Source organism: Methylophaga sp. OBS3 (assembly GCF_026319325.1).
Lineage (GTDB): Bacteria > Pseudomonadota > Gammaproteobacteria > Nitrosococcales > Methylophagaceae > Methylophaga.
The window spans coordinates 359,867-380,067 of sequence record NZ_JAPDMU010000003.1 but is presented as its reverse complement, the minus strand read 5'-3'; the positions used below and the strand labels follow the sequence as shown (position 1 = coordinate 380,067).

Below are 20,201 nucleotides of genomic sequence, written 5' to 3'. Positions count from 1 at the left end.
GTGATCAAGCAACGAACATTAAAAAATGTGATTCGTGCCACTGGTGTCGGTTTACACAGCGGCGAAATGGTCTATTTGACACTGCGGCCGGCTGCCCCGAATACAGGCATAATTTTCCGCAGAGTGGATTTAGATCCCGTTGTGGAAATTGAGGCCAAAGCAGTAAATGTCGGCGAAACCGCACTGTCAACCACATTGGTTGAACATGGTCAGAAAGTTTCGACGGTTGAGCATCTTTTGTCTGCACTGGCTGGCTTGGGTATCGATAACGCCTACATCGATCTCAATGCTGCTGAAGTGCCGATCATGGATGGTAGTGCTGGCCCGTTTGTATTTTTGGTGCAGTCTGCGGGAATTGAAGAGCAGAATGTTGCCAAGCAGTTTATCCGTATCAAAAAACCGGTCATTCTTGAAGATGGTGATAAATGGGCTAAGTTTGAGCCATTTGAAGGCTTTAAAGTCTCTTTCACTATTGATTTTGAACATCCGGCTTTTTCTGGCAGACCACAACAAGTGGATGTTGATTTCTCCTCCACATCCTTTGTGCGTGAAGTCAGCCGGGCACGGACTTTCGGTTTTATGAAAGATATCGAAAAGCTGCGTGAAATGAATCTGGCTTTAGGTGGCAGTATGGATAACGCCATCGTTGTTGACGATTTTAGAGTATTGAATGAAGACGGTCTTCGTTACGAAGATGAATTTGTTCGTCATAAAGTACTTGATGCAATCGGTGACTTGTATCTTCTAGGCCATAGCTTGATTGGTGCCTTTGTTGGCCACAAATCAGGTCATGAAGTTAATAATCGGTTATTACGCAAATTATTAGCGCAAGAAGATGCATGGGAATTGGTGACATTTGAAGATGATAAAGATGCGCCAATTCTGTTTAGTCGTCCAGCAGCATCAATCGTTAGCTAAATTATTTATTGCTGCGCTTTGCTAATCGCTGAAGTGCAGCTCTTAAGTTCAGATCGCTGATGCCCTCAGCGGTCTGTTCTATTATTTGGGCACTGTCTTGTGAAAGTGCCAATTGATGTTTTAAACGTGGTCTGGCTGGTTGAAGTTGGTGTTCGGGACGAACCTTAACATTTACCTTTTTAACTGGTTCGGTGAGTTGTGTTGAAAGTTGCTGACATATCTTTCGAGATTGGAAGCGAAGCAAGCTGGCAATTGCCGCATTTTCAGCAATGATGGTAGCTTCATCACCATCGCGATTGACCAGACGACAACGCCCAGCAAAGTTGCTAGGTAAAATTGCTTGCAGAAGGCTATCTAACTGGGTTAGCTTCTGAGCGCGACTGTTGAGTTGTAGTAAGCGAGGATGTTGTTGGCAAAGCTTTGCGAAAGCACGTGGTTTGTCCGACATGAATTATTTCCAAGACTGAGCATAAACAATGCAGATCATAATTATACCGGCCAATAATGCGGGCCATAAACACTGGCATCTTAGTCGAACGAGACTAATTTTGCTGGCTTTAATGCTGACATCAGTCATTGCCGGCGCCACCCTAGGTGTAATGAACTGGCTCAACCCACCCGCTCCATCAGATAATACGCCATTCCCGACTGCAAATTTACTCTCCACCCCTGCGATTCACCAATCAGTCTCCTCAAATACGACAGAGAATGAAGCCTTAGAAGGCTTTTATGCACAACAACTCGGCGGACTCCAAGCCGAAGCAATCAGATTAAAAATGCTCAGTCAGCGTCTTGCTGAAGTTGCTGGATTTGAGACAACCGAATTTGAACTCGATCTTGGACCGGGTATGGGCGGTATCGAGCGTGATGCGAGTCTATTAACTAGTGAAGAGCTTGAAAAAGGCATCGCCAGTTTGAACGAAGAGTTTGCCAGCCAACAAGATACATTGGCCGCTTTGCAGGAATATCTGTTGACCAGCGAGAGCATTACATCAGCTATTCCTACAGGTCGTCCAATCGAACATGGTTGGATTTCATCATTCTATGGGTACCGTGTAGACCCATTTAACGGAAAACGTGTCTTTCATGATGGTATCGACTTTGCTGGTAAAACCGGTAGTTCAGTGCTTAGCGTAGCTGACGGTATTGTCAGTTGGGCAGGTATGAAAGGCGGTTACGGTGGTCTAGTTGAAATCGATCACGGTAATGGTTACATGACGCGTTATGCACATAGTAAAACCATCAAAGTTAAAGCCGGTGACCGCGTTGCTAAAGGTGATGTTATTGCGCTAATGGGCTCAACAGGCCGTTCTACAGGTCCTCACGTACACTTTGAAGTGCTTAAAGATGGTAAGTCAGTTAATCCTTACAGTTACACTGATACTGAATAAGCACTTGTAATCCAGTTTTTCGTCGCCAAATAAACAAGCAGACAAGGTTTCGATCTTGACTGCTGTCCGCGTTATAATCACGCGATTTATCAACTTCACCGCATACGCTGCGTACATCAACAGGTAAGTTTAGTCATGGTAGGCAATATCTTCAGTAAGCTCTTCGGTAGTCGTAATGAGCGTGTCGTTAAAAAATTACAAAAAACGGTCACGCAAGTTAATGAGCTTGAGCCCATCTATGCTGAATTAGATGATGCGGCATTAGCTGCTAAAACCGTTGAGTTTCGTCAGCGATTAGCAGATGGCGCATCGTTAGATGATATTTTGCCGGAAGCATTTGCTGTAGTACGAGAAGCGGGTAAACGCACGATGGAAATGCGTCATTTCGATGTACAGCTCATCGGCGGTATGGTGTTAAACCAGGGCAAAATTGCTGAAATGAAAACCGGTGAAGGTAAAACGCTGGTTGCGACATTAGCGGTATATTTAAATGCCTTACCGGGTAAAGGTGTTCATGTCATTACCGTGAATGATTATCTTGCTCGTCGTGACGCTGCTTGGATGAGCAAGCTATACGGTTTCTTAGGTTTATCTACTGGCGTTATTGTCAGTGGTATGAGTAGTGAAGAACGTCGTTTATCGTATTCTGCAGATATTACCTACGGTACCAATAACGAGTTTGGCTTTGACTACCTGCGTGACAACATGGCGTTCCGTAGTGAAGACAAAGTGCAACGTGAACTCAACTTTGCGGTTATCGACGAAGTTGACTCGATTCTTATCGACGAAGCGCGTACCCCATTAATTATTTCTGGTCCGGCTGAAGATAGCTCTGAGCGTTACCAAGAAATTAACAAACTTATTCCTAGCCTTGATAGAGAAGAAACCAAAGGCGAAGGTGATACCCTTGAAGTCATCAAGCCTGGTGATTACACCGTTGATGAAAAAAATAAACAGGTTCACTTTACTGAAGCGGGTCATGAAAAGATTGAAAATCTGTTGACCCAAGCTGGTTTACTTGCTGAAGATGCCAGCCTCTATGACGCAGCCAATATTGGTCTGATGCATCACGTGACTGCGGCTTTAAGAGCACACGTATTATTCCAACGTGATGTTGATTACATCGTCCAAGATAACCAAGTTGTTATCGTTGATGAATTTACCGGTCGTACCATGCCAGGTCGTCGTTGGTCTGAAGGTTTACATCAAGCGGTTGAAGCGAAAGAAAACGTTAAGATACAAAACGAAAACCAAACGTTGGCATCGATTACCTTCCAGAACTACTTCCGTCTGTACGACAAACTGTCAGGTATGACGGGTACTGCGGATACAGAAGCATACGAGTTGCAATCAATCTATGGTTTGGAAGTTGTCGTTATTCCAACACATCGTCCTATGCAACGTATAGATGAAGCAGATCGTATTTATCTAACCGCGAAAGAAAAATATGATGCGATTATCGAAGACATCAAAGAATGTGTCGCACGTAAACAACCTGTTTTGGTTGGTACGGCCTCAATCGAAAGCTCTGAATATCTCGATAAACTGCTGACCAAAGCCAAAATTCCGCATGAAGTTCTGAATGCTAAGTTCCATGAACGTGAAGCCCAAATTATCGCCCAAGCTGGTCAACCTGGTGCTGTCACTATCGCCACTAACATGGCGGGTCGTGGTACCGATATCGTTCTAGGTGGTAGTTTAGACGCTGAGCTTGATGCACTGGACGAAAATGCGACTAGCGAACAAAAAGCCAGCCTTAAAGCAGCATGGCAAAAACGTCATGATGCCGTTTTAGAAGCCGGCGGTTTACACATCATCGGTACCGAGCGTCATGAGTCACGTCGTATTGATAACCAGTTACGTGGTCGTTCTGGTCGCCAAGGCGACAAAGGTTCAACCCGTTTTTACTTGTCTCTTGAAGATAACCTGATGCGTATTTTTGCCTCAGACCGTATGGCGGCACTGATGCAAAAACTGGGTATGGAAGAGGGTGAAGCGATTGAACATCCATGGGTAAGCCGTGCCATCGAAAATGCACAGCGTAAAGTTGAAGGTCATAACTTCGATATTCGTAAACAATTGCTGGAGTTTGACGATGTCGCCAATGACCAGCGTAAAGTGGTTTACGAGCAACGTAATGAATTGATGGCAAAAGACGATATGTCAGAGGCTGTCGTTAGCATGCGTCGTAGTGTTATGAACGATGTCATTAGTCTGTACATTCCACCAAACAGTATCGATGAGCAATGGAATATTCCAGGCCTTGAGCAAGTATTGCGTGAAGACTTTGCCTTAGAGTTGGATATCAGTGGTTGGTTAGAGTCTGATGACACGCTCTATGAAGAAACATTGCGTGAGAAAATCATTGAGTCTGCAGAGTCAGCTTGCCAAGCAAAAGAAGAGCAAGTGGGTGCTGAGTTAATGCGTCACTTTGAAAAGGCCATCATGTTGCAAACACTGGACTCACAGTGGAAAGAACATTTGGCACAAATGGATTACTTACGTCAGGGTATTAACCTTCGTGGTTATGCTCAGAAAGATCCTAAGCAAGAGTATAAACGTGAAGCTTTTTCGCTATTTACAGCGATGTTGTCTAGTATCAAACATGATGTCATCAGCTTAATTTCACGCGTCCAAGTGCGTGCACCTTCTGATGTGGAAGCAGTCGAAGCACAGCGTAGCCAAAATACAGAAGTTGAATACCAACATGCTGATGCCTCTTCTATGCAGGCTGAAGAGGAAGACCAGGATTTGCCAACAGCGAGTCAACCTGTCACACGCGATGGTCGCAAAGTAGGCCGTAATGAAGCTTGCCCATGTGGCAGTGGTAAGAAGTTTAAAAACTGTCACGGACAGGTAAGTTAATGGCCGTTAATTTGTTGCCACCTGTGGCGGCAGACCTCAAGCCTATTGAGGGCGTAAGATTGGCAACGGCAAGTGCTGGTATTAAAAAGCCTGGCCGACAAGATTTGGTGCTGATTGAAATTGCAGAGGGTAGCCATACCGCAGCGGTTTATACACGCAATGCGTTTTGCGCTGCCCCGGTCGTGTTATGTCGAGAACATCAACAACAAGCTAGCCCTCGTTATCTGCTGATTAATTCCGGTAATGCCAATGCCGGTACCGGTGATTTGGGTATGCAGGCCGCAAAACGTAGCTGTCAGGCAGTGGCTTCTCTAACCCATGTCAGCGCGCAATCGGTCTTACCATTTTCAACGGGTGTGATTGGTCAACAATTGCCTGTCGAAAAGATTGAAACAGTATTACCTTCTGCGGTCGCAGATTTGCAAGCTGATAATTGGTTCGCTGCGGCGAATGCAATTATGACTACCGATACGATTGCCAAGGCGCAAAGTGTTGAGTGCCAGCTTGGTGGTCAAACCGTTACCTTGACGGGAATCGCTAAAGGCGCGGGCATGATCCGTCCGGATATGGCAACCATGTTGTCTTATATCGCAACCGATGCTGCGATTAGCGAAACGGTTTTAAATAGCTTTCTTAAACAATCAATGGACCAATCTTTTAATCGGATTACCGTTGATGGCGATACCTCAACCAACGATGCTTGCGTGTTGATAGCAACGGGTAAAGCCGGTAATGCCGAAATAGGTTCTCTAGAGAGTGATGATGCTAAGTCATTCATGATGGCTCTCAATAAGCTTAGCCGCTTTTTGGCTGAAGCTATCGTTCGCGATGGCGAAGGTGCTACCAAGTTTATTGCGATTAATGTGCATGGCGGCGCAGATGCCGGTGAATGCCGACAAGTGGCTTATACCATTGCCCATTCGCCTTTAGTCAAGACAGCGTTATTCGCCTCTGATCCAAACTGGGGACGTATTCTTGCTGCCGTTGGTCGTAGCGGTTTGGATAACCTAGATTTAAGTAAAATTGATATTGCGCTTGATGATGTAGCTATCGTCACGGGTGGTCAGCCTGATGTGGATTACACAGAAACAAAAGGTCAGCAAGTCATGGACCAAAGTGAAATTACCATCCATATCACCTTAGGCCGTGGCCAAGCAGAAGACTTGGTTTGGACCTGCGACTTTTCCTATGACTACGTCAAAATTAACGCTGAGTACCGCACCTAATACATGTCTGAAGCACCACCTTTACAAGAAAACCCAATCACAACATTAAGTGCTTTTTTTCAGCACAGTGGCGCCCAATATCAATTATTCGATATGGGCCGCCGAGTGGTTTCGCTATCATCAGAAATGTTTGAGCAATTTGAGCGTTGTAAACAAGCTTATGCCTATCCCTTACAACGACATGCGCTTGTTGGTGTTATTTTTTGGGATGCCAACCGAATCGAGCATCGTTACGTCTGGTTTTTAAAATTACCGTTAGACGAACAAGGTTTATTAATACCGCAAGCGCGAGATGCATTTTTAATGATGCTGTTAGATCGCGTTGGTGAGTCAATGATGGCCGCAGCCGATGGCCAGAAAATTGAGGGTGCGTTAAAAGATAGCCCTTACACATTTAAGCCACGCGAAGAGAAGATGGCTGCGTTTAATGCCTTGGCAACATCGCAATTACAGTTGCCGCCTTCACAATACTTCGACTTGGCACAGCAATACTTCACAGGGCAAATGACTGCCGATAATTGGCAACAACTGGCGATGCAAGGTGTGGCCGATTTTGCTGTGCGTTTAACTGCAGAAAATGAGGTAAAGGCCTTAGCAGATAATCTCGCTAATTTGCCAGCAGTGCCGTTTCAAACCTTGTGCAGTTTTTTGGAAAATACCCAAACACCAAAAACATTGGTTGAAGCTTTTGCAGCAATTTTAAGTAAAGCCCTACAAGCTTCTCAGCCAGATATTCCCAAAATAGCGGCGTGTTTACGTGCGGTCAGTCATAGTCAAGAAACGGTCTTAGTTAATCAAATGCTTGAGCAAACACTGACACATGATGTGAGTAAAGATGTTGAAGTGCTGGCAGTCATTGGTGGACGCTGCTGGACTTGGCTAGCCGATTTGGAACTTGCACGGTTGTATTGTGAGCAGTTAGCTGAAAATAATGCCGGCCAACCTGGCTTTAGTCAGCTTTTGGCTGATTTATTGTACTTACCGGGCATCAGAACGCCATTAATGCAAAGTATCCGCTCAGAAAGCCGCTCAGAGGCTTTAACAGTGGCAGTTGGTGAGATGTTTGGTCGCTAAACTTTAGCGTAGCGTTTTATTGTTCACCCAAAATGGCCTGACGCCATTGCTTCTCGGTCATCAAATCTAAGGTCGATTCTGCACGGTCAATAAATAAACGGCCATGGAGATGATCATTCTCGTGCTGAAAAATTCTCGCGAGAAATCCGTCATAAGTTGTTTCTATAGTTTCACCATCTCTCGTCATATAACGCACGCTAACGGATGTGGATCTCGGCACTAGCGCCCGCATACCGGGAATACTTAAACAACCTTCCCAGCCTTTTTCTGTCTCTTCACTACTCTGCAAAATCATTGGATTAATGACACAAGTGGGTTCCATTAACGGCGCATGAGGATAGCGCTGGTTGGGATGGCTGCACATGATAAAAATCTGTTGATTAATGCCAACTTGTGGGGCGGCGATGCCCATACCTTGCTTTTGGGCAACAAACGTTAATAAATCATCCAACAGCTCTTGCGATTCTAGCGAGTGAATATTTGTTACAGGCTGTGCGAGCTTACGTAGTTTGGGATGACCAAGTTCAAGAATTTGCCAGTCTGGAAGTGCCATTTTAGATTAGTGGTGCCTGCATAGGATCATGGGTACGGAACCAGCCGGCAATGCTGTAACGGTCATTTTTGCATGGTAATACTTCATGCGGAAATTGCTCACTCAAAAACACCACAAAGGTACCGATTTCTGGTTCAACTGTCGCCACTATAGCATCACTATCTGGCTGGTAAATCACCAGTTGGCCACCATCTTGTGACTGCCAATCAGGATTCAGATACAAGACCGTTGTCAGAATACGGTTAGATTGACCTTTAAATGCATCAACGTGGCGTTTATAAAATGCGCCAGGTCCGTAATGGGCGTAATGGGCTTCATAATCAAATAAGCCCAAAAAAAGTCGTTCATTCATCGCTAATCGAAATGCCGACATCGCTGCAAGGTAGGCGGTATCAATTGGGTGAGAATCAGTTAACCAACGTGTTTCATCTTTGCGAATTTCGGTGTTCAGTTGAAACTCTTGTTCACGGCCAATGCCTGCTAGGCTTAATGCGTTGTGATCATCAAGTCTGGCAACACGACGATACAAATCATGATTTAGCGGTAAAGGTAATAACTGCGGTAAGACGCAGTAGCCAGTTTCAGCGAGTTGGTCAGCAATCTGATCCAGTAAAGCAGGATCGATAAGAAGTGGGGCATTCAATGCGCAATTTCTCCATCACACAATGGCCTACCAACATCATGCTGATAAGTCCAAGCCCTTGAAAGGGCGATAAAATGTAGCAGAAATCACACAAAAAAGTAGATTTTATTTTGTGCTGTAATACGCGATTAGCCAAAGAACCAATAAGCGATAAATATTGCTGCGGTGATCCCTGCAAGATCAGCAGCTAAACCACAGCCAACAGCATGACGTACTTTGCGAATACCAACTGCGCCGAAATAAACGGCAAGTACATAAAATGTGGTTTCAGTACTGCCTTGGACAATTGACGATAACCTGCCAGCAAATGAATCAGCACCATGTACTTCCATGGTATCAATCATCATGGCGCGGGCACCGCTACCACTAAATGGCTTCATTAAAGCGGTGGGTAAGGCATCAATAAAGCGATCATCCATACCAAAGTATAAAACAACATTACGGACACCATCAGCCAATAAATCTAAAGCACCACTAGCTCGAAATACACCTATTGCCACCAACATAGCGACTAAATAGGGAATAATCATCACCGCGGTTTCAAAGCCATCTTTGGCGCCTTCAATAAACGCCTCGTAGGCATTTACTTTTTGCCAAGCGGCGGCGGCAATAAAAGCAATAACTAACGTAAAAATAACGATATTGCTAATCATGGCAGACTGCACCAGCATCTGCTGCTGACTCAAGCTGGCAAAGTAAGCCAAGATGCCAAAAACCACAGCACTGATACCGACTAAGTAAGTCATTACGACACGATCGAGTAGATTAATTTTCTGGACAGCTGCGACGGTTAATAATCCGATTAGAGTGGAACAATAAGTCGCGATTAGTAATGGGATAAATACGTCTGTTGGATTGACTGCACCCATCTGTGCCCGATAGGTGAAAATGGTGACAGGAAATAACGTGACGGCTGATGTGTTAATCACCAGAAACAATATTTGGGCATTGCTGGCGGTATCTTTGAAAGGGTTTAACTTTTGCAGCTCTTGCATGGCTTTAATGCCAAGCGGCGTAGCGGCATTATCGAGTCCCAAAGCATTGGCTGAAATATTCATCACCATAGCGCCTAGTGCCGGGTGATTTCTGGGTACTTCAGGCATTAAGCGTACAAAAAGTGGTGTCAGGCCTTTAGTCAGCCATTCAATAAAACCGCTACGCTCACCGATTTTCATGATGCCAAGCCATAAGGCCAAAATGCCGGTTAAACCTATAGCAATTTCAAATGCAGTTTTAGAGAGGGCAAATAAGGCCTGCATCATCTGACTGAATATTTCGGTATCACCTAATACCAATAGCTTAAATAGCGCAACGGCAAAGGCGATAAGGAAAAAGGCAATCCAGATAATATTTAGCATGCTGGCTATTGTGGCACGCTCAAAAAAAAAGTCACTGCAAGCAGTGACTTTTTAATCGATTATTTCTTAAATTTCTTCGGTCGTTTATCGCCGCTTTTACCTGCTGGACGATCTTTCTTAAAGCGTTTACGTGGGTTGTTATTGTTGTTGGCAGAAATATCTTCGTCAGTCGCCAAACTCATATTCATTGGTTTGTTTGCGACCCACACTTTACGCAGGTGTTGGAAAATATCTTTTGGCATGCCTTGAGGCAAATCGATCAGACTGTGGTCTTCATTGATGGTAATACGACCAATGAATTGGCTTTCAATACCAGCTTCATTAGCGATAGCACCAACCAAGTTTCTTGGCTCAACATTGTCAGCACGACCTACTTCGACACGGTAGGTATCCATATCAGCTTCTTTAGGATGTGCGCGTGGTGGCCTTGCTTCACCACGAGGCGGACGATCTTCACGGAAACGTTTTTCAGATGGCGCGCGTTCTTCACGTGGGGCACGTTCGCTAACATGTTTCACAGGATTTAATGGACGATCTTTTTGTACTAAGAATGCCAATGCTGCAGCAATTTCAGTTGGGTCAGCATTATGCTCTTGCTGGTATTGGCTGATCATGGTTTCAAAAAACGCGAGGTCTTGTGATTCGATAGTTTCAGTCAATGTTTCCATAAATTGCATGACACGACGATCTGCAATTTCTTCAGTACTTGGCAGCTGCATGCGTGTAATCGTTTGGCGGGTCGCTTTTTCAATAGCGCCCAACATGCGTTTTTCACGTGGTGAAACAAATAAAATGGCTTCACCTTTACGGCCAGCTCGACCGGTACGGCCAATTCGGTGAACGTAAGACTCCGTATCGTAAGGAATATCGTAGTTTACAACGTGGCTCATGCGTTCAATATCTAAACCACGTGCAGCAACGTCAGTCGCGATAAGGATATCGATACCACCTTTTTTCATGCGCTCGATAGTTTTTTCGCGCAGCGCTTGGTTCATATCACCATTTAATGCAGCTGCAGAGTAACCTCGGGCTTCTAGTTTTTCAGCCAGTTCAACAGTGGCATTTTTAGTGCGCACGAAGATAATCATGCCGTCGAAATCTTCGACTTCCAAAATACGCGTTAGGGCGTCAAGCTTGTGTAAACCTGAGACTTGCCAATAACGTTGGGTAATCGTGGTAACGGTTGATGTTTTGGTCTTGATGCGGACTTCAACCGGGTCTTTCAGATAATTCTGAGCAACACGGTGAATTGGACCTGGCATTGTTGCAGAGAATAAAGCGACCTGACGGCTTTCTGGTGTTTCTTTAAGGATGGTTTCAACATCATCAATAAAGCCCATACGTAACATTTCGTCAGCTTCATCAAGAACCAGCGCTTGCAGTTTGGCCAGTTTCAACGTGCCGCGACGAATATGGTCCAAAATACGACCTGGCGTACCAACAACGACTTGCGGATTACGTTGCAAAGAACGCAATTGGATACCCATGCTTTGGCCGCCATAAATCGGCAGGATGTGGAAATCTTTCAGATGCTTGGCGTACGCCTGCATCGCTTCAGAAACCTGAATCGCTAATTCGCGTGTGGGTGCCAATACCAATAATTGTGTTGTTTTGCTTTTGAGATCTAAGCGGCTCAATAACGGCAAAGAAAACGCGGCGGTTTTACCTGTACCAGTTTGTGCCTGACCTAATAAATCGCGGCCTTCTAATAAAGGCGGGATGCTTTGCGCTTGAATCGGTGATGGGGTTTCGTAACCAGCTTGTTGGACCGCTTGCAAAATAGCGGGGGCCAGCCCTAACTCACTGAATGAGGGCGTCGCATCGAATTGTTCTGTAGACATGGGGTAACCTGTGAAAAGCAGTTTTGCGAGCAAAACTGTCTTGGGATGTAAGCAAGGTGCGGATTATACCGGTAGGTTGCTGTAAAAGATATAAAAATCATTTATTTATTCATTCGGTAGCACTTTGTGAAAGTACAGATGAAAGATTGTGATGAAGTTTAGCTGATGACCCATTTTCCATGAAGCGTTTGCTTGATGTTATGGTCAAAAGTGATGATGGCTGTTAAAAAGAACATTGCGTTTTTAGTGCTGATTTAACAAGGAGTAAAACATGACTGAACATACCTACAAACATATTGAAATTACCGGCAGCTCAACGGAAAGCTCAGATAAAGCGATTGAAAATGCGATTGAGAAAGCTGCGCAAACTGTACACATGATGCATTGGTTTCAGGTGATTGATACCCGTGGCTATATCGAAGAAGGCAAAGTGAAGTACTGGCAGGTAACGATTAAAGTCGGTTTTCGTCTGGAAGATTAATTATCAAACCAATCTAGTGATATAAAAAGCCCGCTTGAAGCGGGCTTTTTATTATTGGCTTAGTTAATACCTTGACTACGTAAGTACTCATCATAAGTACCTGAGAAGTCGGTAATACCATCAACTTCCATATCAAAAATTCGGGTGGCCAAAGAGGATACAAATTCACGGTCATGTGACACGAAAATTAACGTGCCTTCATACTGCTCAAGTGCCATGTTTAATGATTCGATCGATTCCATATCCATATGGTTAGTCGGTTCGTCCATGATCAAGATGTTTGGCTTTTGCAAAATCAATTTGCCAAATAACATCCGACCTTTTTCACCACCAGAAAGTACACTGGCTTTTTTATCGATTTGATGGCCAGAAAAAAGCAAACGACCTAGTGTGCCGCGAATAACTTGCTCATCATCTTCTGGACCCGCCCATTGGCTCATCCATTCAAATAACGTAAGGTCATTTTTGAACAAGTGATCATGGTCTTGGGCGTAATAACCAATATTAGAATTTTCGGACCATTTCACATCACCTGATTTAGGTGCTAAATCACCCATTAAGGTTTTTACCAGTGTCGTTTTACCGATACCGTTTGGACCGATAACCGCGATTTTTTCACCAACTTCCACCATAAAGCTGAATTTATCAAACAACTTGCTTTCGCCATCATAACCTTGCGAAATACTGCTGACTTCCAGCGCATTACGGAACAATTTTTTATCTTGGTTAAAACGAATAAAAGGATTCACACGACTTGAAGGTTTGATGTCTTCAAGCTGGATCTTTTCCATTTGTTTTTGACGTGAGGTCGCTTGTTTGGCTTTTGATGCGTTAGCAGAGAAGCGAGAGACGAATTCTTGCAGCTCCTTGATCTGTGCTTTCTTTTTCGCATTATCAGCTTGCAGGCGTTCTCTAGCCTGCGTTGAAGCGGTCATGTATTCATCATAGTTGCCCGGATAAATACGTAATTCACCATAATCCATATCTGCCATATGAGTACAGATTTGGTTTAGGAAGTGACGATCATGCGAGATGATAATCATGGTGCTATTACGTTGGCTTAACACATCTTCTAACCAACGAATGGTGTTGATGTCCAAGTGGTTAGTCGGTTCGTCGAGTAGCAAAATATCAGGATCTGCGAACAGTACTTGCGCCAACAAAATACGTAATTTCCAACCCGGTGCGATTTCACTCATCGGGCCATAATGTTGCTCGACAGGAATGCCTACACCTAAGAGTAATTCACCTGCACGTGATTCAGCGGTATAGCCGTCCATTTCAGCGTATTGGCCTTCAAGTTCGGCAACTTTTAGACCATCTTCTTCACTCATTTCTGGCAGGCTATAGATGCGATCGCGTTCGTGATGGACTTCCCAAAGCGCTTTATCTCCCATGATGACCACGTCAATAACACGTTGGTCTTCGTAAGCAAATTGATCCTGTTTCAAGACAGCAAATGACTCATTAGGATCACGCATGACGTTGCCTGAAGTAGGCTCTTGAACGCCAGCAAGAATCTTCATAAATGTGGATTTACCACAACCATTGGCGCCAATCAGGCCGTAACGGTTGCCGTCGCCGAATTTTACGGAGACGTTTTCGAATAGGGGTTTAGCCCCAAATTGCATGGTGATATTAGCGGTGCTGAGCACGGAAAAACCTCGCAGGAAGCGGTATTTAGCGGAAAAAACCGCCCATTATACCTACTTTGAATGATTGCCGATAAGTTGAAGTTTGGCCTGTCGGGAGAGCTTCTTAATTGCGGCTTCGCGTCGACTGGCGCTACTACGATCGGGATGATTTTCTTGATAAACCAGTTGTTTGGCAGCACTGCTGTGAAAAAATTTAGCGCCGCCACGTTTATTTTGATGTTGTATAAGCCGACGTGTTAGGTCGGTGGTGATGCCTGTATATAAATGTCCGTTTTCAGCTTCGATGATGTAAAGCGTCCAGTCACTCTTTGCCATGAAAATCTATCGCAACTGAGTTGATGCAGTAGCGTAAACCGGTCGGTGCTGGGCCATCATCAAAAACATGTCCCAAATGTGCCTCACAACTTTGGCAGCGCACTTCAGTACGGTTCATGCCATGACTGTAGTCTGCATGATGGGTGACGACACCATGTTCGATTTGGGATGAAAAACTTGGCCAACCACATCCCGCATCAAACTTATCATCTGATTTAAATAACGGCGCATCACAACAAATACAGTGATATTGGCCATTGGCTTTATGTTGATAATATTGACCTGAAAAAGGGGCTTCAGTACCTGCTTGTCGAGTAACCCGATATTGCTCTGCAGTGAGCTCTTTTTGCCACTCGGCATCCGTTTTATGCTCTTTAATTAACATCTTTAACTGCCATCGTTGGATTCAACATATTCTAATCCAATGACAATCATTGTGCAGCTGTGGTTCAGATTTTTTCGATAGGCTGTTGCTGAAGCACCAAGTGCAAATTATCCAGTAACTGATCAAAGTCACGGAGCAATTGCTGCATGCCTTGAATATCAAAGGCGTCTATTCGTTCGTTTAGCTGACTGGCAAACCTATCGAGAGCGGGCACTTGATAGGTTGCTGCTGCCAATTTAATCTCACGAGCAAAATCTTTGATATCACTGAGACTGTTAGTTTGTTTGGCTCGAAGCCAATGCTCATGTGGTGTGGCTTTCAATAATGCAATTAAACTACGCAATTGTTGGTGGTCTAGTTCACCAAAGTCTTCTTCGACATGATGTTCAACAGGTATATCCACCATATCATTAGCTAAAAACTGACTGAGCATTTGCATCAGTTCGTGGCGTAAAACGGGCTTACGTAAATAGCCATCAAAGAAGGCTAAGTTTTGTGCTTCGTGTTCATCACGCATTACTGACGCAGTTAATGCCACGACCGGCAAATGAGGTGAGTGTGCTTTGATTTGTTTCGCTGCTTCGTAGCCATCCATGACTGGCATACGGATATCCATTAACACCAAATCTGGCGGGTTAGCGACCACCGCCTCGACGGCAAGTTGACCATTTTCTGCTTCAAGAGTTGATATCGCACTGTCCATAAAATGCTGACGGATTAATTCACGGTTATGACTGATATCGTCAACAATTAGGATGGTGGCAGGTTTAAATTGAATTTGTCTAGCATCAAAGCCCAGCACTTGCTGGCGCTGTTTGTCTTGTGCGATAGCCGCGATATCAATTTGAGGCAAGATGATTTTAAAGCAAGCCCCTTCGCCAACGGTGCTGGTAACAGTAATGGTTCCACCCATCATTTCAACTAAACGGCGAGTAATCGACAGGCCTAAACCGGTGCCACCATATTTTCGATAGTCTTGCCCAGATTGTTGAGCAAATAACTCGAAAATATGATGGATTTCGTCTGCTGGAATACCGATACCCGAGTCAGCCACTTCGATATGGAGATCGAGTTTACTTAAGTGATCATCAATATTTTTCGCTTTGACACTGAGCCGGACACAGCCATGTTCAGTGAATTTAACGGCATTACCCACTAGGTTAAACAGTACTTGTCTTAATCGTGTGGCATCAAGTAGTAAGCCATGAGGTAACTCATCATCAACTTCGAGCTGTAAAGACAAGTCTTTATTGCGTACCTGCAAAACAAACATATTGGTGATTTCATCAAATAACTGATGCGGATCGACGGCAGTTTTGTTGATTTGTAATTTGCCAGCTTCGATTTTTGATAGATCGAGAATATCGTTAATCAACATCAGCAAAGTATTGCCGGCACTTTGGATGGTTTTAATAAATGATTTGAGTCGTGGTGCTTGAACTTGTTCATCCAGCAATTCAGTAAAGCCCAGAATGGCATTCATTGGTGTACGAATTTCATGACTCATATTCGCTAAAAATTGCGATTTGGCATGATTGGCAGCCTCAGCATCAGACTTTGCCAGTATCAATGAACGCTCAAGCTCAATACGTTCATTCATATTCATAAAGAAGCACAAATAAGCAGGAATTCCTTGATAATCAATGCTAATAATGGTGAGCAAGGTGTGAATGATATTGCCGTAAAGCGGTTTTAATTCGACCATCTCATTACGGATTTCACCATTTTGATTTAACTTGGCTGCGATTTTTTTTGCTTCATCGGCCGAATTGTAGAAGTCGCTGATGGTCAGGTCAGGCCGTTGAGACTCATTAAAACCTAATTCCATGTAACTAAAATCATTCGCTAACATGATGCCGCCGGTCTGGCGCTCTGTAACCAGCAACGTCATGGGCATGGCATTTATAAGGCGGGATAGCTGGTTTTGGCTTTCACGAAGTCGTTGTTCAGAGGTTCGTCGCTTTTGTACTTCATCATGCAGTTTTCTTATCCAGTAAAAGCTCGCTAATAAAAACAGCAACATGACACCGGCGATTTCTAATAATAATTTGTAATCAGTTGTTTCAATGGTCCGAAGTGACATCCAGCGTTGTTTGATTTCAAGATGTTGCTCATCTGAGATGACGTGCAACGCTTTATTTAAAATCGAGAGCAGCTCTGGCTGGCCTTTGATAACGCCAAAGTTGAGAGGGGATGAGAACTCATCAATGATCGAGGTGTTGATATGGCTGAGACCAAGATTTAAAGCATTAAAACTAATCGAGGCGATGTTATCGAAGTAGGCATCAATTTTTTTATCAACCAATAACTCAAGACCTTCAGCAGCATTGTTGACATAAATTGGCTGGATGCTGGGGTAATAGCTTTTTAGCAATGATTCGGAATAATAGTCTTTTACCACGGCCACTCTTTTATCAGTAAAAGATTCCAAGCTGGTAAGGTAGCCATAATGAGATGTGGCGACAGCCATAGGGTAATTGGCGTAGGGCTGGGACATATCCAAAAAGGTTTTGCGCTCGTTATTTTCAGATAATGCGGCAATGAGATTTATCTCGCCATTTCGGGCAGCAGCTAAAACAGAAGTCCAATCCGCTAAGTCGGCTTGTTGAAAAGTTAGCCCTGTGAGTTCACTGATGATTTTTAAATAGTCTGCACTAACCCCGCGGTGAATACCGTTTTCAACAAAATCAAAAGGGGGCCAAGCCGGGTCAACACCTATTTTTATGACACTATTAGCTTCAATCCAACGTTTTTCACGTTCGTTTAGTCTTAGTTTGGCGCGTTGTGATGACAATATTTCAAAGGCTTCACCATCACTTGAACTGAAATACCACTTGCCTGTGATCTTTTGTTTTTCTTCGGCTGTAATTGACGCCAATGTTTTTTCAATAATGCTAAACAGCACGGGGTGATTTTTAGCAATCGCGATGCTGGTATCGGTAGTTAATCCCGGCAGTTTGCCAACAACTTTGAGGTTGGAAAGGTAGCGTTGCTGCATGATTCTTGTTGCCACAGCAATATTGCCGATATAGGCATCAGCTTTAGAAAATGACACCGCTTCAATGGCTTCATCATTAGAGCTTGTGAGAAATAACTCAATTTGCGGGTAATTTTGCTGCATCCATTCATGCAAGTAAGAGCCTTTATTTAAAGCGACGGTTTTATCGTTTAGTTGCTCTATGCCTTTAATATCTTGCCGATCTGACTGCACCAATATCCCTAGGGACATGCTGACATAAGGAAGTGTGAAATTAAGGTAGTCTCTACGATCAGGCGTTTCGGCCGCGCAGGTGAGGCCAACGACTTCACCAGCTTGTAAACGTGACATGGTATCTGCCCATACATCGGGAATGACTTCAAACGTCAGACCACTTTTTTCGGCGACCAACGCTAAAATGTCAGCAGCAATACCATCATGTTCACCGTCGTCATTTTCAAAGTCATAAGGCGCCCAGCTGAAATCAGCACCCAACTTAATGACCGGATTTGAAGCAATATAGGCTTCTTCTCTATCAGTAAACGTTAAAGCACTGACCAGAACTGGCCAACACAACAAAATAAAAGCGAGGAGCTTACTGCTTGATGATGGCAGCAAATTCATCCCGGTGTTCCAACATTAGCGTCACCAGGTAAGGATCGAAGTGGCTACCACTATTGGCGGCTAAATAATCGAAAGTGTCATCGAATGACCACGCTTCTTTGTAGACACGTTTGTGTAAGAGAGCATCAAATACATCAATGATACCTACGATACGGCCGTAGATATGAATGGCTTCGCCTTTTAGACCTTGAGGGTAACCAGAACCATCCCATCTCTCATGGTGTTGATGAGCAATAATGGCTGCTGCCTTGGTGTAACGTCGTTTGGATTGCTTGAGAATATCGTAAGCACGGGTGGTATGCGTTTGCATGGTGGCAAATTCTTCAGCAGAGAGCTTGCCCGGTTTATGCAAAATGTCATGCGGGATCGTGATTTTGCCAATGTCATGCATGGGGGATGCATGAAAAAGTACATCAGCATCTTCGTCGGTCAAACTCTCGTGATACAAGGCTAACAGCCGACAGCACTCGGAAACGCGACGAATGTGTTTGCCAGTTTCATCGGAAGTAGATTCCATCAACTCGGTTAACACATAGATCATTTCGATTTGATTATGCTCAAGTTCGCTGAGAAGACGGCGCTGATTGAATTCGAGTTTACTTTGTAGGCTGAGGTTGTTTTGTTGCAGGAGTCTTTGTGCACGATATAAGTTGAGGTGCGTTTTCACTCGAGCAAGTAGCTCTTCGGCGTGGAAAGGCTTACACAAATAATCTACAGCACCCGCTTGAAAGCCTTGAGAAATAGAGTCGACATCGACTTTAGCGGTAACAAAAATAACGGGAATATTGCGAAGACGACTGTCTTTTTTCATGATGCGACAGACTTCATAGCCGTCCATTTCAGGCATCATGATGTCAAGCAGCACTAAGTCATAGTCGTGCTCTTGCATCAGTGAGAGGGCTTCTTGGCCTCGCGTCGCAAACGATAAATCGTAGTCCTCTTCCTTGAGAAAATTCATCGCTACCTGAATATTATCAGGTACATCATCTACAATCAGTACACGTGCAGAATCAGCCATTGGTCATATCCTTCGATCGCAGTTACCAACATCCATTGCTAGTCGCTTGAGATGGATACAAATCTAACAGTAGTCTTCGGGCTTGTCTATCGACTAGTCGTCATTGATTTTTCAGGGCCAACAAAGTGTTAGCATTGTCGTCTGATTAATTTGGAGATGGACATGGCGCTTGAAAAGGCCCCTGAGTGGCAAACTGCATTAAATGACGAGTTTGAACAACCCTACATGCAGCAACTTAAAGCTTTTCTTAAGCAGGAAAAGCAGGCGAACAAGGTGATTTATCCGCACTCGCAGAATTGGTTTCATGCGCTAGAGGTTACCCCTTTATCCAAAGTAAAAGTAGTGATTTTGGGACAGGATCCTTATCACCAACCCGGGCAAGCGCATGGACTGTGTTTTTCAGTGATGCCGGGCGTTAAAGTGCCGCCCTCGTTAATGAATATCTACAAGGAATTAAAAACAGATGTAGATGCAACGCCGGTTAATCATGGTTATCTGGAAAGCTGGGCACAGCAAGGTGTGTTGTTACTCAATGCTGTGTTAACGGTTGAGGAGAGTAACGCCAATGCGCATCAGGGCAAGGGCTGGGAGCAATTCACCGATAAAATCATTGCAACCGTTAATGCTCAATGTGACAGCGTGGTCTTTATGTTGTGGGGCAGTTATGCTCAGAAAAAAGGCGCGATGATCGATACAGAAAAACATTGTGTTCTTAAAGCACCGCATCCATCGCCATTATCAGCGCATCGTGGTTTTCTAGGCTGTAAGCATTTTAGTATGGCCAATCATTATCTTCGCCTGTCAGGGAAAACACCGATTGATTGGCAACTTCCTGTCAGCGTTTAAAAAAACACCCTGCGATAGACTGCACTATCCG

The 20,201-nt window shown here is 44.2% G+C and carries 17 protein-coding genes; 7 read left to right on the top strand and 10 right to left on the bottom strand.

The genetic code is table 11. From position 1 onward, the window contains the following. Nucleotides 1-918 carry a UDP-3-O-acyl-N-acetylglucosamine deacetylase gene (gene lpxC, locus OMP94_RS08555; RefSeq protein WP_266277864.1) on the top strand — a complete coding sequence of 306 codons (918 nt, stop codon included), beginning with the start codon at nucleotides 1-3 and terminating at the stop codon, nucleotides 916-918. Nucleotide 919: 1 nt separating this feature from the next. Here lpxC and OMP94_RS08550 read toward each other — a convergent pair whose 3' ends face one another. Further along, nucleotides 920-1,366 carry a DciA family protein gene (locus OMP94_RS08550; protein ID WP_266277863.1) on the bottom strand — a complete coding sequence of 149 codons (447 nt, stop codon included), beginning with the start codon at nucleotides 1,364-1,366 and terminating at the stop codon, nucleotides 920-922. 28 nt (nucleotides 1,367-1,394) lie between these two features. On the opposite strand from OMP94_RS08550, the gene OMP94_RS08545 reads away from it, so the two are divergent. The 4 genes from OMP94_RS08545 to OMP94_RS08530 all read left to right on the top strand — a co-directional run bounded on the left by OMP94_RS08545 (nucleotide 1,395) and on the right by OMP94_RS08530 (nucleotide 7,474). Then, nucleotides 1,395-2,309 carry a M23 family metallopeptidase gene (locus tag OMP94_RS08545; protein ID WP_266277862.1) on the top strand — a complete coding sequence of 305 codons (915 nt, stop codon included), beginning with the start codon at nucleotides 1,395-1,397 and terminating at the stop codon, nucleotides 2,307-2,309. Nucleotides 2,310-2,444: 135 nt separating this feature from the next. Continuing rightward, the gene (secA, locus tag OMP94_RS08540; RefSeq protein ID WP_266277861.1) at nucleotides 2,445-5,174 is read left to right on the top strand and encodes a preprotein translocase subunit SecA; all 2,730 of its coding nucleotides are present in this window, start codon (nucleotides 2,445-2,447) and stop codon (nucleotides 5,172-5,174) included. Beyond that, nucleotides 5,174-6,400, top strand: coding sequence for a bifunctional glutamate N-acetyltransferase/amino-acid acetyltransferase ArgJ (argJ, locus tag OMP94_RS08535; protein ID WP_266277860.1), 1,227 nt, complete (start codon nucleotides 5,174-5,176; stop codon nucleotides 6,398-6,400). Before secA ends, argJ begins: the two co-directional genes overlap by 1 nt. Nucleotides 6,401-6,403: 3 nt before the next feature. After that, nucleotides 6,404-7,474 carry a DUF3549 family protein gene (locus tag OMP94_RS08530; protein WP_266277859.1) on the top strand — a complete coding sequence of 357 codons (1,071 nt, stop codon included), beginning with the start codon at nucleotides 6,404-6,406 and terminating at the stop codon, nucleotides 7,472-7,474. Between the two features lie 16 nt (nucleotides 7,475-7,490). Here the strand turns inward: OMP94_RS08530 and def are convergent, their stop codons facing one another. From def to OMP94_RS08510, 4 genes are all read right to left on the bottom strand, one after another. Next, nucleotides 7,491-8,027 (bottom strand): peptide deformylase, encoded by a 537-nt coding sequence (gene def / locus OMP94_RS08525; protein ID WP_266277858.1) that lies wholly within the window; start codon nucleotides 8,025-8,027, stop codon nucleotides 7,491-7,493. A 1-nt stretch (nucleotide 8,028) separates the two neighbouring features. Continuing rightward, nucleotides 8,029-8,670, bottom strand: coding sequence for a 2OG-Fe(II) oxygenase (locus OMP94_RS08520; RefSeq protein ID WP_266277857.1), 642 nt, complete (start codon nucleotides 8,668-8,670; stop codon nucleotides 8,029-8,031). Between the two features lie 128 nt (nucleotides 8,671-8,798). Beyond that, entirely contained in the window at nucleotides 8,799-10,028 is a 1,230-nt protein-coding gene (locus OMP94_RS08515; protein WP_266277856.1) for a nucleoside recognition domain-containing protein, read from the bottom strand. Nucleotides 10,029-10,087: 59 nt separating this feature from the next. Further along, nucleotides 10,088-11,869 (bottom strand): DEAD/DEAH box helicase, encoded by a 1,782-nt coding sequence (locus tag OMP94_RS08510; protein WP_266277855.1) that lies wholly within the window; start codon nucleotides 11,867-11,869, stop codon nucleotides 10,088-10,090. A 271-nt stretch (nucleotides 11,870-12,140) separates the two neighbouring features. Between OMP94_RS08510 and OMP94_RS08505 the strand changes: the two genes are divergently transcribed. Then, nucleotides 12,141-12,350 carry a dodecin gene (locus tag OMP94_RS08505; RefSeq protein ID WP_266277854.1) on the top strand — a complete coding sequence of 70 codons (210 nt, stop codon included), beginning with the start codon at nucleotides 12,141-12,143 and terminating at the stop codon, nucleotides 12,348-12,350. 59 nt (nucleotides 12,351-12,409) lie between these two features. On the opposite strand, the gene OMP94_RS08500 is transcribed toward OMP94_RS08505, so the two are convergent. From OMP94_RS08500 to OMP94_RS08480, 5 genes are all read right to left on the bottom strand, one after another. Further along, nucleotides 12,410-14,005, bottom strand: a complete 1,596-nt coding sequence (locus OMP94_RS08500; protein ID WP_266277853.1) for an ABC-F family ATPase — start codon at nucleotides 14,003-14,005, stop codon at nucleotides 12,410-12,412. 51 nt (nucleotides 14,006-14,056) lie between these two features. Beyond that, nucleotides 14,057-14,320, bottom strand: a complete 264-nt coding sequence (locus OMP94_RS08495; RefSeq protein ID WP_266277852.1) for a GIY-YIG nuclease family protein — start codon at nucleotides 14,318-14,320, stop codon at nucleotides 14,057-14,059. Then, a complete protein-coding gene (gene msrB / locus OMP94_RS08490) occupies nucleotides 14,307-14,705 on the bottom strand; it encodes a peptide-methionine (R)-S-oxide reductase MsrB (RefSeq protein ID WP_266277851.1) in 399 nt (132 codons plus the stop codon). The genes OMP94_RS08495 and msrB overlap by 14 nt, the downstream gene beginning before the upstream one ends. A gap of 64 nt (nucleotides 14,706-14,769) precedes the next feature. After that, nucleotides 14,770-18,306 carry a transporter substrate-binding domain-containing protein gene (locus OMP94_RS08485; RefSeq protein ID WP_266277850.1) on the bottom strand — a complete coding sequence of 1,179 codons (3,537 nt, stop codon included), beginning with the start codon at nucleotides 18,304-18,306 and terminating at the stop codon, nucleotides 14,770-14,772. After that, a complete protein-coding gene (locus OMP94_RS08480) occupies nucleotides 18,278-19,324 on the bottom strand; it encodes a response regulator (protein WP_266277849.1) in 1,047 nt (348 codons plus the stop codon). The genes OMP94_RS08485 and OMP94_RS08480 overlap by 29 nt, the downstream gene beginning before the upstream one ends. Before the next feature lie 162 nt (nucleotides 19,325-19,486). On the opposite strand from OMP94_RS08480, the gene ung reads away from it, so the two are divergent. Next, the gene (gene ung / locus OMP94_RS08475; protein ID WP_266277848.1) at nucleotides 19,487-20,170 is read left to right on the top strand and encodes a uracil-DNA glycosylase; all 684 of its coding nucleotides are present in this window, start codon (nucleotides 19,487-19,489) and stop codon (nucleotides 20,168-20,170) included. The last annotated feature ends 31 nt before the right edge of the window (nucleotides 20,171-20,201 follow it).